This window comes from Fibrobacter sp. UWH6 (assembly GCF_900142465.1).
GTDB lineage: Bacteria > Fibrobacterota > Fibrobacteria > Fibrobacterales > Fibrobacteraceae > Fibrobacter.
In genome coordinates, this window is the sequence record NZ_FRAX01000009.1 from 125,503 (window position 1) to 139,309 (window position 13,807).

Genomic DNA, 13,807 nt, shown 5'->3' on the forward strand with positions numbered 1-13,807 from the left:
GTTTTCCGATGTAAACAAAAAAAACATTTTATCAATATGACCCTCAACGAATTAAATTTATGTTTACAATACCGACTTTTACACTACGGGAAAGGTTTTATGAAACGAATTCTGTCCACTCTCGCCATTGTATCTTCTGCCCTAATTTGGCAGGCTTGTTCCGACGATCCGGCCAGTTCCAGCGAGGAACCGGGCTCCTCCGCGTCTGCACTTCCCACCAGTAGCGCAGGCATCGATGAGGACGAACCCACAGGTCAGTCCTCGCTTCCGGATTACAGCCGCGCCATCGCCGTCAACAAGATGCTGGGACACGGCATCAACTTCGGTAACTCCTGGGATTCCGGCATCGATCCCCAGAAAAAGTGCGAAGAAGGCAAGGAAAACGACCGGTGCTACACAGAAGGCAAGGTCTACGACTACCTGGACGAAAAGTGGAACAACCCCATTGATGACGAATGGTTCAAGATTGCCAAGGACGCAGGTTTCCAGTCTATCCGTCTGCCGGTTCGTTGGAACCAGACCGCCCTGCAGGAACCTCCCTATACTATCCAGGCGGAACGCGTAGCCGGTGTGAAGCACCATATTGACGTGGCCAACAGCCTCGGCATGCCCGTGGTCATCAACCAGCACCACTTTAACGAACTTTATGAAAACCCCGACAAGTACTTGCCGCAGTTCTACGCCATCTGGGAACAGATTGCCGAAGAATTCAAGGATTACAGCAACGACTCCCTGGTTTTCGAAGTCCTGAACGAATCTCGCGGAAAGTCGGATAAAATCCTGGCCCAGATGACTGACAGCGCCATCAAGATCATCCGCAAGACCAATCCGGGCAGAACCATCATGATTGACCCGGGTAACTACGGTAAGTTCGATCTGATGGGCGATTTCGCCGATATCAAGGACAGCAACATCATTATCGACGGTCACTACTATGAACCTTATAGCTACAGCCACCAGGGACACAACGGCGCTTGCGGCTCCCTCTGGAAGCCCATCGACCAGACCGCAGCTCTCTCCATCGTCGCCGACTTGAAGAATTACGTCCAGCTGGCAAAGAAAACCTTCCCCGGCAAGAACGGAACCTACGCCCCCCTGTACATCGGTGAATTTGGCGCCTCTTCCGCCTGCGAAGCCGAAGGCGTAGACGACGAAAACAGATCCTATTATATCAAGGCTATCGTGGAAGTCGCCAACCAGCTGGGCTATACCTGGGCCATCTGGGGCTTTACCGGAGTTCAGTTCGACATCTACGACAAGGGTGCCGGCGAATGGTACCCCAAGATTCTGGAAGTTCTTCAGAAGAATATGTAATAATCTACGGTCGAACGATAGAACCGGCCCAATGATCGTCAAAGAAGGCTTGGAACAGATGTTCCGGGCCTTTTTTCAATTCCTCGATGACTTCGGAGGCGGGGCGGCCGCTACGGTACAGCATACGGTAGGCCTGTTCCAGGTTGCGGATACGTTCTTCGGGGAATTCTTCGGGATGGAGGCGGAGAGCGTGGAGATTAAGACCACAATAACGGATAGGGGTTCCCGATGCCTTGGTACACGGAGGGACGTCGCGGTCCACCTTATAGGTTCCGCCCACGAAAGCGTATGCACCCACCTGGTTGCGCTGCTGGATGGCAGTAACGCCACCGATGGTAGCGAACTCACCGATGCGAACATGACCGCCAAACTGGCAACCATTGGCGATAACGGCACCGCGGCCAATCTGGCAGTCGTGACCGATGTGGGAATAGGCCATGATCAGAACCTGGTCGCCGACGCGGGTGCAACCTCCCCCCTGGACGGTTCCGCGGTTTAACGTACAGTATTCGCGGATGGTGCAGTGGGCGCCGATTTCTAGGCGGGTTTCTTCCCCGGCGTACTTCAGGTCTTGTGGGGGCGCCCCCAGAACGGCACCATCATACACATGGGTTTCAGGTTTGATGTTCACTCCGCCATACACATGTACCCTGGATTCCAGGACCACGCCTTCTCCGATTTCAGCCCCTTCATCTACCAGGCACCAGGGCCCGACAACAGCAGAATCGGGGATTTTTACAGAAGGATGGACAAATGCGGAAACGTGAATCATGGCAAAAAAGTAGAAATTTCCTAAATTTGCGAACACCATGGGTAGTGTAATTATCGGCAGCCTCACTGCACTCTATGTGCTCCTGTTCCTATTCTTTGTAATAGGGCTGTTGAAGACGCACCGTTACAAGGGTGTGAAGGCCACTCCCACCGTTTCTGTGGTGGTCCCCATGCGTAATGAAGAGGAATTTGCCCTGCGCACCCTGGAGGCCCTGGCGGTCCAGGATTATGTGGGGGAATGGGAAGTAATCTGCGTAGACGACCGTTCTACGGATTCTACCAGGGAGATTCTCGAGAAGTTTGCCGCAGACCATCCGCGATTCCGTGTGCTTTCGCTGGACCCGAACCTGCCCCAAATCGCAAGCCCCAAGAAGCGAGCCCTGGAAAGCGCCTTCAAGATTGCAAAGTACGAAGTGCTCTTGACCATGGATGCCGACTGCATTCCCCGCAAGAGCTGGATTACCGCCATGGCGGGCCGCTTCGTAGACGGAATCTGCATTGTCCAAGGTCCGAAACAGAATAACGGCACCCGCACCATGCCTCACCTTTTCCAGAAACTGGAAACCCTGGGCTACACCGCCATGGAAGCCGCCGGTTTCAGCTGGGGACACCCCATCGTGGCAAGTGCTGCCTGCCTGGCCTACAAGAAGGACCTGTTCTTTGAAGTGGGCGGATTCGGCGACCTGATTAATTTGAGCAGCGGTGACGATGACATGCTCATCCACAAGATGATGAAAATTCCGGGAACCAAGGTCTGCTACAACCTGGACAGGGAAGCGGTTATCGAGACGGAACCGGTTCACACGTGGAAGCAGCTCTTTAACCAGCGCGCCCGCTGGAGCAGCAACGGCACCAGCTACGAAAGCAAGCCGTACATTTTGATGCTGACCTTGATTTACACCTATTACATCTGGATGTTTATCAGCCCCTGGTGCGTGGTGTTCTTCGATTGCCCCTGGCAGTGGTGCGTGTTCAGCATCTTGCCGAAGATTGTCATCGACTTTATCTTCCTGGGAATTGCATCCTGGAAGTTGCATAGCAAGCGCAAGATGCTTGCGTTTATCCCCACGGAACTGATCCAGATTCCTATGATCGTGTTCTGCGTGCCGGCAGGAATTACCGGACTATTCAGGTGGAAATAAATCCTTAGAGGTAAAACTGCTCGCAGTTTTACGTCAGTTGTTCGCGGGACCAAATGTTTATTGCAACCGCTCGCGGGCCCAGGACTGGGCGGCATCGGCATCGGCGATTTCGCCATCCAACTGCAGTTCAAAACTTTTCTTGATCAGCTCGCCCATTTGCTTGCCGGGCTTTACACCCAGATCCATCAGCATCTTGCCAGTGAGATAGGCCGTAGGCGCCTTTTCGTAGACACCCAGTTCTTCGGCGCGGACCCTGAAGGCCTGTGCGTAGGTGTTCCGAGTTTCTTCGGCGTACAGGGTATTACTCTGCAAGAAAGCGATATACAGGCGGAGTCCGGAAAGTTCCACCGACAGACGACGGATTTCGGAATCCCGGGGAATGCTTTCGCCAGGCTCATACCTGAAGGCATTTTTTAACAGCAGGGGAACACCGCGAACCAATTTGATTTCGTTGGTAATGCGAGCCAGGAACTTAAGAACCGCTTCTTCGCAGGACTTCTCATCAGAAGCAGCGGACGCATTACCGGCAAGCAAACCGGCAAACATCAGGACCATCCGTTCTTCGTCGGAAAGATCCTGGACGGCGGAAAGATTGTTAAGGAATTCGCCAAGAGTTTCCCAGCTAGAATCATCTGCAGCGCCATTCAAGGACAGGGGACGAATTTCGGGGAAGTATTCATCCAGCTTAATGTCGAGGAAAGCGCGAAGGCCGAGAGAGGGCTTACCGGGTTTCAGCAACCACTTCTTGAATTCTTCGAAAAGACGTTCGATGGACAAGTCATCAAGCGAAAGGGTGCGGCACATTTCAACCGTTTCGGGAGCTAGCTTAAGCTTGAAGCGGCTAGCAAACTGCACTCCGCGAAGAATACGCAAGGAATCTTCGGCAAAGGCGGGCCCCACATGACGAAGAAGGCCGGCCTTAAGATCTTCCACACCATTATAAGGATCGCAAAGAGTCAGATCCGGCAGTTCCATGCCCATGGCGTTGATGGTAAAGTCGCGACGGAGGGCGGCTTCCTTGAAAGTCAGACGGGCATCGGTCTTGACCACAAAACCGCGATGTCCGTAACCCACCTTGCTTTCGGTACGGGGGAAAGAGAAATCGAGAGACTCCCCTTTCATGGCGAGATGGATGACACCAAAAGCCTTGCCAATCAAATTGCAACGACCAAACTTGGACAGAATGGCAATCAAGTCATCCTGCTCCATGTCATACACTTCGATGTCGTAGTCACGGCAGTTACCGCCCAGCATGGCATCGCGGACCCAACCGCCCACCAAGTAGGCACGACCACCGGCCTCGCGAATTTCGCCCGCAATTTTCAATAAACGCTGGGGCAGGCCCGGTTCAAAAGTTTCACCCGAAAGAGTTTGCACTGTGGCCATGAATCACCCTACTGGAAGTTGGAAACATCACTTGCAGAAGTATCGGCAGGTACCTCATCCGCAGACGGAGCGGTTCCTGCACTTTCGGACGGAACAGTCTTGCTTCCGTAGCGGTCATAGATGCTCACCGTTTCCTGCCCTGACGAATCACCCAATGCATCTGAAACAGAAATTTCACGAGGGGATTCGTCAGCCGCGGCAGTTCTAGACTCAGCAGACTTTGTCGAATCCGTTGCGGCAAAGCGGTCATAAATGCTTTTACGAGATGCGGCTCCATCTGCCTTTTTCAAGGCTTCCTCTTCACGGCAGACACGAAGTTCTTCTTCTGCGTAAGCTCGCTGGTCAGGAGAATAGGCCATGGTATTCAGACGATATTCCATTTCTTCGCACACGAGACCTTGACGTTCCCCTGCGCAAGCATTCAGCAGTACACTTATCACGAACAACAAAAAAATCAGACGTACCATCCAGCAAACCCTCTAATGGATAATAATGAACTTGCCCTTCTTCACCTTTGAAGAATTTTTTACAACATAATAATACACGCCAGGTGCCACCAGATTTCCGTCTAATCCGCGACCATCCCATTCAACGCTGCCCCCCAGTGTATCATCTTTTCGGAAGGAACGAATCAGGGAACCGCCACGGTTATAGATGCTAACAGATGCGCCTTCTGCAATATTCGCAATAACGAATCGGTTATGGACAGCAGGCCTGAAGGGAACGGGATAGGCATAAACGTCGGCCTTTGCCGAATCAGTCATGTTCTTCGAGGAGTACTTGAGATTCTTGTTGTAATAACGGCTGACGCCACTGGCATGAGTAAACCAGACCACCCCAAGGGTATGGTCAATGGAAAGGTCCGTTACGTCATTGGACAACATACCGCTCTTTACATTGTAGGACTTGACCGTCAGCGTGTCGGGAGACTTGTTTTTCAGGGACAGACGATAGGCGCCCTGGTCTGTCGTACCTAACCACAGGTTGCCATGAATATCCACGTCAATGGCAGAATATTCGGAAGCACGCAGACCGTTCGTCGACTTGGGCGACACAAGCGTATCCTTGTCTTTTTCATTCTTGTCCAGATAGTAGAGCGATGATTTCGTAATCACCCACAGGCGATCCCCAATAGAGTCGTAAACCATATCCACGGGAGTAGATTCCAGGGGGATAGATGTTTCTATGGTAGCACCGGACAGTTCACCCCCATTGTTCTTGGGAGAAGGAATTCGAATGATGTCAAGCCCGCCATCGGCAGCGATCGCCGTGCCCTGTCTTGAACCCACATACAGAAGCCATGAACCATCTTCATCGATCGTTGCGTAGAGAGGGCCAGCCATTGAAGTTTGCCCCACCTGGCTTGCACAATAAACTTCGCCATTGGTCTTGAAATAGTTTATGCTGTACTTCTTTCCGTTGGAGGTCGTCGTCAAGAAACCGGAACTGTCCGGCGCAGGTGTCGACCCGACAGAAATAACATACTGCAAGGGATTTCCGAGGTCATCATAACGGCCTTCAAAGTAGTTATCCAGGCAGGCGCCGCTATTCAGCCCAACGGAGAACTGCTGATCCAGCCCCCAATTTATGAACATGAAGAAGCCGAAACCCCAGATGTGGAAAAAGGTATGGCCATCGGGCAGCACCGATATGGACTTGATGCGGGCATCAAATGCAGCAGATTGACTACCGATCCCAGGCAGAGGATAAGACAGGTCGCTCCACGGTGCAACACCCCCATAGCTAATCCCGCCTTCCGTAGTACCAACAACGACACCACCGGTAGGCACGGCATGAACTTCATAGGGTTCCCCCAGCGGGAAATCATTGAACAGCGACAGGTCTGTTAGGGAGTTAAGGCTAGGGTCATAAAGGAAGACAGCCTCATCGCCAACCAGGAAATACTTGTCTTGGGCCTTCTCGATCCATCGAGTCTTTCTGACGACGGTGGTATCGTAAATAATCTCCTGGTTTCCCGCAACCTCGATAGTGTCAATGGGAGTCGCACTAATTGTATAGCTGGGGTCATCAATGATATCCCCTTCGATATTTATAAGGTTGGAGTCCTTTTCGACCAATCCATTCACCAGAGACGGATCTTTAACCTTGCTCCATGACAAAGGATCAAAAAGTTTAGCATCCCCGCCCACATCATACCAGTCCATTTCGCGAACATAGGACTGTTCGCCAACATTCACGTAAAGAGAATCTCCGTGAACCACAAGTTTCTGGATATTATCTGCTGACAGATTGTATTCACCAATTCTGTCGATTGTTGCAATAGAGGTTTTCGTAATCAAGTCAAAAAAGGCCAGACGGTCTTCAAATGCAATAACAATGATGGAATCGGCAAGAGCGGCTCCATCAGGCAGCACTCTAGACTTATTGGCGACGTAAGACCTATTCAGTACTCCCCAAACATTTCTTTGGGCGTCCAATGCGGCAATCAGACCGAACTTGGAAATGGCATAAATCCGTTCTTCATAGCCGACAATGGCGTGGAATATGGCCTCTTCCAATCCGTCTTCAGAATGAAATACGCGATCACCGTCTATGGCGCGGTAACGGATACCTCCGTCAGTCGCCAAAAGAATACCCCCACCATAGGGGATGCAACTTCTAACAGGAAAGGGCTTAGAAAAAGTAAGCCAGCTCTCCGCGGCAAAAGCCTGGGCAACAGTCAGAAAGACAATCAGTAGTAAGGTATAGAACTTCACATTACAAAATTACGAAATTTCATTGTTCCTCGTAAGCAAATCCTCCAAAAGAACCATTGGAGCATCAATCTTTTCAAGGATGGCATCCCTTTGCCGCTTTTCTTTGCGCATTTTATTTACAGCCCTGCAGCGAAGCTTGCTTAGGTACCCCCTATTTCTCGTCAGAATCCGGGCCGCATCCTTCAAAAGAAAACCTCCAAGATACGTCAGTTCCGTAACGAGGGCTTCTTCTGGATTGAGCACCTGCATAAAAGTCTTGAGCAGCGCGGCAGCCTTGTTCTCGCGGGATTCATTACGAAAATGGACCGAAGACTGTTCGGGATAAACATCGTACGCCGCCTGATTTTCCCTCAGCACGGAAAAGGGCAGAACCATTTTCTCCCGACGGTAAAGATCGAAGTGGGTACACAACGTTACCCTATAAAACCAGGGCCAAAGTGCGGTATCCAAATTAAGATTTTTCGCATATTTACAAAACTTCAGCGCAACCTCCTGAAAAAGATCGTCGGCGGCCTCTTTTGTACTACTCCGCTTGCAACATAGTTTGTAAATTTGTGGGGCATTCTTGCGCCAGATATTCTCTAGCCGAATGGATACTTCTTCTGAAAAAATTCGCGTATTTTCCATAGTCAGAACGGGAATTTTGACAGAGTGTTTTCAGTTGAAGTCAAATCTAGGAAACCCTATGCGTAAAAAACCGATTCTTGATTATTTTGTCAACAACTGTTTGCAAAATGCTTCATTTTGCATTTTGCTACTGACTTTACCCTTGACAAGCTTCGCCGAAGAATTCAACATGAACAACATGCCCCCTCCGGACATGAGCATGACCTATTCGGCAGGGGAACTGGTTGCAGGATCAAAACTTACCGTCAAAATCACCATTCCCGACAACTGGCACGTAAACGCCAACATTGCCGCCGACGAATTCCTGAAACCCTCGTCCATTGACGTCTCCGCCCAAGGAATTTTCTTTGGCGAACCCGTCTGGCCCGCCCCCATCAAGGAATACAGCGAGGCTCTGGACCTTGAAAACCTGGTATTCCGCGGCGAGTTCCAGGTCATCCTCCCCATCGACAGCGTAGAAAAGAACTTCGACAGCCTCTCCACCACCATCACCTTCCACTACCAGGCATGCGACAATTCCATCTGCCTGGCACCCGCCCAAAAGACCATATCGCTGGACGGGAATACTTTTGGAAAGGGGAACGCAGGCAACGGGGACGCTAACCTAAAAAAAAATGGTAAAGACGGGGATGAGCCGCAGCAAGTAAACGCTACGGAAGAAAAATTCGACATCATCATGGAATTCCAGCAGGAAGAAACCGCTGGAACAGACGCCAAAACCGTTGCAAGTGAAGCCACAGCAAACGAAGGCACCGCAAGCGAACCGCAGACCGCCGCAGAAGAAAGCGCCGCTGAAGTCGCCGCCGTTGGAGAAAGTGCCGCAGACTCCGCCGCAGGTTTCGCCGGCACCCTAGCCCTCCTGTTCTTCGCCTTCGTCGGTGGCATCATCCTGAATCTGATGCCCTGTGTTTTGCCGGTGCTTTCGCTGAAAATTTTCAGCCTCGTCAAGCAGGCCGGGGAATCCCGCAGCCGCCTGCTGGCATCGGGACTCAGCACCACCGCAGGCATCCTCTGCAGTTTCTGGGTGCTGGCAGCCATCATCAGCGTCATCAAGATTGGCGGCGGAAATGCCGGCTGGGGAATGCAGTTCCAGAGCGCAGGCTTTATCGCCTTCATGGTGGTGATCCTCACCGCCTTCGCCATGAGTTTCTTCGGACTGTTTGAAGTGTGGCTCCCCTGGGGAGCCACCACCAAGATGGATGCCGCCGGCAGCAAGGGCGGCCTGGCAGGCGCCTTCTTTACGGGAGCGCTGCTTGTTTTGCTCAGCACCCCCTGTTCCGCACCCTTCCTGGGAACCGCCATGGGATTCGCCTTTACCGCAAGCCTGCCGGTACTGTTCCTATTCTTTACGGCAGCAGGCATCGGACTTGCCCTCCCCTATCTCCTGGTCAGTTTCTTCCCCGCCGTTCAGAAACACTTGCCTAAGCCGGGAATCTGGATGACCTACCTGCAGAAGGTCATGGGTGTTTTACTTCTGGCCACCGTCTGCTGGCTTCTCTGGGTCGTGAACGAGCAGGCAGGTTCTGCAGGCGTAGGAATCTTCGCAGTTATCGCTGTAGTATCTGCAGTGGCCAGCGCCCTCATCGGGAAAATCGCCCCGCCGGGTGTAGCCTTCAGCCGTGAAGTGGTTGGATTCGCAGGCGCCATTGTGATTCTTGCCGGTCTCTGGTTCGGCGTTCTCGCACCCCGCTACGAAAACGTAGTCGTCGAACGTTTCAACGCCCGCATGGCAGAACAGATGACAGAAGACGGCTGGTTCCGTTACAGCCCCGCCCTCATAGAAGAATTCAAGGCCGCCGGGCGCACCGTATTCATCGACGTTTCCGCCGACTGGTGCATTACCTGCAAGGCAAACGAAGCCGCCGTCCTTAACCGCGAAGAATTTACCGACGCCATGAACAAGCTGAACGTGGCCCGCGTCAAGGCGGACTGGACCCGCGAAACTCCGGAAGTGAATGCACTACTCCGCAGTCTTGGAAAGTCTGGCGTACCCGCTTATGCAGTATACCCCAAGGGCGATGCAAGCAAGCAGATTGTCTTCCCGGAACTGCTGACCACAGGTGCCATCGTCGAAAAGATTACTGGCAAGTAAAGTCCTTTTTCCGTATAAGAAAAGCCCGCGGTTTAAATCCCGCGGGCTTTTTTGCGATTTCTATAAGTAATCCCCGACATTGTCGGGGATCCCATTAAAAATTAGCGCTTGCCTTCCTTCTTATATCTCTCAATACATTCCTGGTAGAATTCATAGGTCTGCTGAGCGATGGCCTTCCAGCTGAAGACGTCGATAGCGCGCTTGCGGCTCACTTCGCCCATCTTCTTTGCCATTTCGGGGTTGGCCAGAATGGTGTTCAGCTTGTTTGCGAAATCGGTCTGGAATGCCTTGGGGTCGGCGGGTTCGAAGTTGGTCTCGGAAACAGCCTTCAGGGGAACCAGGAAGCCAGTTTCGCCATCCACGATAATTTCGGGAATGCCACCCACGGCGCTACCCACCACAGGAGTACCGCAGCTCATGGCTTCAAGGTTGATGATACCGAAAGGTTCGTAAAGGGACGGAGTTGCAAAGACAGTAGCGTGGCTATAGAGCACACGGAGTTCTTCATGAGGAACCGGTTCCTGGATCCATACAACACCTTCGCGGGTCTTCTGGACTTCTTCAATGAGAGCCTTGCATTCGTCGGCCAGTTCCTGAGTGTCGGGGGCGCCAGCGCAGAGAACCACCTGGGCGTTCTTGTCGATCTGGGGGATAGCTTGGATCAGCTGGCTGATACCCTTCTGACGGGTAATGCGGCCCACAAACAGCACGAAAGGCTTCTTCGGGTCTACACCCCACTTTTCCAGGATGCCTTCGCTGAAGGTGGGCTTGTAGAAGTCGGGATCGATACCGTTGTAAATCACCTTCACACGGTCTTCGGGAACGCCATAAAGCTTCATCACGTCGCGCTTCATGCCCTGGCTAACGGCGATGACACCGTCGGCGGCTTCGTAGGCGGTCTTTTCGATCCAGCAGCTCATGGCATAGCCACCGTCGCCCAGCTGTTCAGCCTTCCACGGGCGGTGAGGTTCCAGGGAGTGGGTCGTCAAGATCAGGGGGCACTGCAAAAGGCGGGAAGCCAGGACGCCACCGAAATGGCTGTACCAGGTATGGCAATGAATGACATCGATGTCATCCATGGTAGCTGCCCACTGCAGGTTAATATCCAGGGGCTTGAAAATCTTCTGGAAACGGTCATCCTTGGGATTCAGGCCCAACTTACGGCTAAAACCGATAGCACGGATATTGTCGGCGTCATCGTTCTGCACGCCAAAGCAACGGGCTTCCACATGGCAAAGCTTGGCCAATTCCTGGGTCAGGAACTTGACGTGGATACCGGCACCGCCATAGATTTCCGGCGGGAATTCATTAGTAAGGATAGCTGCGTTCATAAATGTCTCCAGTGGCGGAAAAATCCGCCATTCGCACTAAATATACATCTATTTCCTTAGGCCAAAAACGCTAACTAAAAAAAAGATTCCCCGACTTGCGCCGGGGAATCCTTGGAGTGTGTTATGTAGAGATACTTTTTATCAGGCTAGAAGTTCTTGCACTGACCCTTCCAGTTACCCGGGCCACCAACGATGGGGCCGTTGATGTAGGCACCACTGGTACCGACGAAGTCAGCCTTACGGAAGTCTTCGCCACCCAGGTGCCAACGCATCCAGGAAACGGTAGCAGCCATGCCGCCCCAAGGACCGGAACCGTGGCCCCAGCCACATTCGCCGTTCTGGCATTCAGGATTTGCACCGACCGCACCACCAGTCATCTTGATAAGGCAAGCGGGAGCCTTGACACCCGGATTACCGTAGTCAGCTTCTGCATTGGGGCGTTCCATACCACCTTCGCCATAGACGATGGCGAAAGTCTTGGTTGCAGGAACCTTAGTGCCATCCACATGAGCCATGTCGCCACTGTTGTTCAAGACTGCAGTAATCACGCGATCGTCATTGATAAGCATTTCTTCGGACTGGAGACCACCCATGGAGTGACCGGATGCACCCACCTTGGTCATATCCAATTTCTGGTACAGGGGGTCGCCCGGAGTATTGTTCTTCTTTTCGAGCCAGTCGAGAGCGGGCTTGCCGCGGCCAGTACCATCCGGAGATTCGCTAGTGGCGATTACAACGAAACCGTGGGAAGCAAGGCGACGGATAATGCCTTCGTATTGTGAGGGGCTAGAACCGCCACCTGGGCCCCACAGCACAACGCCATGTTTCTGGGTTTCGGAAAGTCGCTTGGGATAAGCAAGAATGGCTCCGCCGTTATCACCGGTGTTTGTGAAGTATTCCACCTCCATGTAGTCCTTGTTTTCGTCGGTATCGTTAGCAAGGAAGATACCCTTAGGAGCTTCCTGGACCACAGCGCTAGAGCTTTCCGGAGCGGATTCGCTTGTGCTGGAAGCCGGTTCAGTTACGCCGCCCTCAGAATCGGAACTTGTCACGACATCGGAAGGATTGTTATCGGTAGGAACGTCACCTTCAGCAGGAACATCACCGCCTTCTGCGGGGGTGTCGCCACCTTCGGCGGGAGTATCACCAGTGGGGGGAACAACTTCACCTTCTCCACCAACGTCACCATTTTCTTCACCGGTAATCGGATCGTCAGTAGGATCCATAGCGGCAGAAGATTCCGGATTAGTATAGATAATTTCACCCGTAACCGGGTCAACCATGGGTTCGCCAGTTACCGGATCGATTACCGGTTCGCCAACCACAGAGCTGGAAGACAGACCACCAAGGGCGCCGTCTACAGCATCTACTACAGAATCACCACAGTTCATGAATGCCAATGCACTTGCAGTAACAAATGCCAGCTTGACCACCCGAATAAAATTCTTTTTCATTTTTAACTCCTTTTATTCCATCACCGAGAATAAAAGTACCTAGAACCAGGCAAAGAAAATAAGGTTCAAAAAGAGTTTCCTTGGATAAAATGTCAACATGGACAATTTGTCAACGAGAAAAATTTTTACATTAATTTATACATAAAAATCCACGATTGACACATATCAATCGTGGATAAAAATCAGACTTTTATTTTTTACAAATTAATTTTCGCGCCAGCGACCGCACCCTTAGCGAAGGCGGTCGTTAATAGTAGCCATAAATTCTGCGCGGGTCTTTTCGTCGGTCTTGAATCGGCCAAGAAGCTGTGTAGTCACCATGGTAGCACCGGGTTTCTTGATACCGCGCATGGTCATGCACATGTGGCTTGCTTCCAGAACAACGGCAACGCCCTTAGGCTGCAATTCCCTCTGGATCAGTTCCGCAATCTGGCGAGTCATGCGTTCCTGAATCTGGGGGAAGCGGGCATAGAATTCCACCACGCGGGGAATCTTGGAAAGCCCAACAACGCAATCACCGGGAATGTAGGCGATATGGGCCTTACCGGTAAAAGGCAAGAAGTGATGTTCACACATGCTGGCGAAGGGAATGTTGGGCACAACGATCATCTCGTCATACTTTTCGTGGAAGCGGGTCTTGAGGATATCTTCGGCCTTCAATTCTCCAGTCAGGCTGCTCATGACCTCGGCATACATCTTGGCCACGCGCTTGGGAGTTTCCAGCAAGCCTTCGCGATTAACATCTTCACCCATACCTTCAAGAATCATCTTGAAGCCATCTTCCATCATTTTTAAATTCATATCAGTTACTCTTCAATCAATTTTTTTGGCTCTTCATCAACATGTGTGGGTGGCTTCGCCACCCTTTTTTGTTGACATTCGCCTAAATTAAACAAAAAATGGGCTATTTTCTAAAATTTAATCGCCAAAAAAAACAGAAGAAAAAGCCCATGTCAAAATTATACAAATCCAT

The 13,807-nt window shown here is 51.7% G+C and carries 11 protein-coding genes; 3 read left to right on the forward strand and 8 right to left on the reverse strand.

The window, feature by feature from the left end:
- The first annotated feature begins 99 nt into the window (after positions 1 to 99).
- Positions 100 to 1,314, forward strand: a complete 1,215-nt coding sequence (locus BUB73_RS09430; RefSeq protein WP_073285267.1) for a glycoside hydrolase family 5 protein — start codon at positions 100 to 102, stop codon at positions 1,312 to 1,314.
- Between the two features lie 4 nt (positions 1,315 to 1,318).
- Here the strand turns inward: BUB73_RS09430 and lpxA are convergent, their stop codons facing one another.
- Positions 1,319 to 2,086, reverse strand: a complete 768-nt coding sequence (gene lpxA, locus BUB73_RS09435) for an acyl-ACP--UDP-N-acetylglucosamine O-acyltransferase (protein WP_073159197.1) — start codon at positions 2,084 to 2,086, stop codon at positions 1,319 to 1,321.
- Positions 2,087 to 2,123: 37 nt separating this feature from the next.
- On the opposite strand from lpxA, the gene BUB73_RS09440 reads away from it, so the two are divergent.
- Positions 2,124 to 3,227, forward strand: a complete 1,104-nt coding sequence (locus BUB73_RS09440) for a glycosyltransferase (protein ID WP_073235779.1) — start codon at positions 2,124 to 2,126, stop codon at positions 3,225 to 3,227.
- A 57-nt stretch (positions 3,228 to 3,284) separates the two neighbouring features.
- Here BUB73_RS09440 and BUB73_RS09445 read toward each other — a convergent pair whose 3' ends face one another.
- From BUB73_RS09445 to BUB73_RS09460, 4 genes are read right to left on the reverse strand one after another with little or no spacing between them, the layout of a single operon-like run.
- Positions 3,285 to 4,613: a CCA tRNA nucleotidyltransferase gene (locus BUB73_RS09445; RefSeq protein ID WP_073235776.1), complete on the reverse strand. Its 1,329-nt coding sequence runs from the start codon at positions 4,611 to 4,613 to the stop codon at positions 3,285 to 3,287.
- 8 nt (positions 4,614 to 4,621) lie between these two features.
- Complete coding sequence (locus BUB73_RS09450) at positions 4,622 to 5,080, reverse strand: hypothetical protein (RefSeq protein WP_073159083.1); 459 nt, start codon at positions 5,078 to 5,080, stop codon at positions 4,622 to 4,624.
- A gap of 12 nt (positions 5,081 to 5,092) precedes the next feature.
- A complete protein-coding gene (locus BUB73_RS09455) occupies positions 5,093 to 7,330 on the reverse strand; it encodes a T9SS type B sorting domain-containing protein (protein WP_073235770.1) in 2,238 nt (745 codons plus the stop codon).
- A 9-nt stretch (positions 7,331 to 7,339) separates the two neighbouring features.
- Positions 7,340 to 7,957 (reverse strand): sigma-70 family RNA polymerase sigma factor, encoded by a 618-nt coding sequence (locus tag BUB73_RS09460; protein ID WP_073159087.1) that lies wholly within the window; start codon positions 7,955 to 7,957, stop codon positions 7,340 to 7,342.
- A gap of 58 nt (positions 7,958 to 8,015) precedes the next feature.
- Between BUB73_RS09460 and BUB73_RS09465 the strand changes: the two genes are divergently transcribed.
- A complete protein-coding gene (locus BUB73_RS09465) occupies positions 8,016 to 10,049 on the forward strand; it encodes a protein-disulfide reductase DsbD family protein (protein WP_254795018.1) in 2,034 nt (677 codons plus the stop codon).
- A 101-nt stretch (positions 10,050 to 10,150) separates the two neighbouring features.
- Here BUB73_RS09465 and glgA read toward each other — a convergent pair whose 3' ends face one another.
- The 3 genes from glgA to folE form a co-directional block, all read right to left on the reverse strand.
- On the reverse strand, positions 10,151 to 11,380 hold the full coding sequence (gene glgA / locus BUB73_RS09470) for a glycogen synthase (RefSeq protein ID WP_073159089.1): 1,230 nt from the start codon (positions 11,378 to 11,380) through the stop codon (positions 10,151 to 10,153).
- Positions 11,381 to 11,526: 146 nt separating this feature from the next.
- Complete coding sequence (locus BUB73_RS09475) at positions 11,527 to 12,834, reverse strand: poly(ethylene terephthalate) hydrolase family protein (protein ID WP_073285270.1); 1,308 nt, start codon at positions 12,832 to 12,834, stop codon at positions 11,527 to 11,529.
- Between the two features lie 231 nt (positions 12,835 to 13,065).
- Complete coding sequence (gene folE, locus BUB73_RS09480) at positions 13,066 to 13,635, reverse strand: GTP cyclohydrolase I FolE (protein ID WP_073159093.1); 570 nt, start codon at positions 13,633 to 13,635, stop codon at positions 13,066 to 13,068.
- Positions 13,636 to 13,807: the final 172 nt, after the last annotated feature.

Excerpts from the sequence above, each read along its gene's own strand:
- BUB73_RS09440 (WP_073235779.1), top strand. The coding sequence starts at position 2,124 with ATGGGTAGTGTAATTATCGGCAGCCTCACTGCACTCTATGTGCTCCTG.
- BUB73_RS09430 (WP_073285267.1), top strand. The coding sequence starts at position 100 with ATGAAACGAATTCTGTCCACTCTCGCCATTGTATCTTCTGCCCTAATT.
- BUB73_RS09475 (WP_073285270.1), bottom strand. The coding sequence starts at position 12,834 with ATGAAAAAGAATTTTATTCGGGTGGTCAAGCTGGCATTTGTTACTGCA.
- BUB73_RS09465 (WP_254795018.1), top strand. The coding sequence starts at position 8,016 with ATGCGTAAAAAACCGATTCTTGATTATTTTGTCAACAACTGTTTGCAA.
- lpxA (WP_073159197.1), bottom strand. The coding sequence starts at position 2,086 with ATGATTCACGTTTCCGCATTTGTCCATCCTTCTGTAAAAATCCCCGAT.
- BUB73_RS09460 (WP_073159087.1), bottom strand. The coding sequence starts at position 7,957 with ATGGAAAATACGCGAATTTTTTCAGAAGAAGTATCCATTCGGCTAGAG.
- BUB73_RS09445 (WP_073235776.1), bottom strand. The coding sequence starts at position 4,613 with ATGGCCACAGTGCAAACTCTTTCGGGTGAAACTTTTGAACCGGGCCTG.
- BUB73_RS09450 (WP_073159083.1), bottom strand. The coding sequence starts at position 5,080 with ATGGTACGTCTGATTTTTTTGTTGTTCGTGATAAGTGTACTGCTGAAT.
- glgA (WP_073159089.1), bottom strand. The coding sequence starts at position 11,380 with ATGAACGCAGCTATCCTTACTAATGAATTCCCGCCGGAAATCTATGGC.
- folE (WP_073159093.1), bottom strand. The coding sequence starts at position 13,635 with ATGAATTTAAAAATGATGGAAGATGGCTTCAAGATGATTCTTGAAGGT.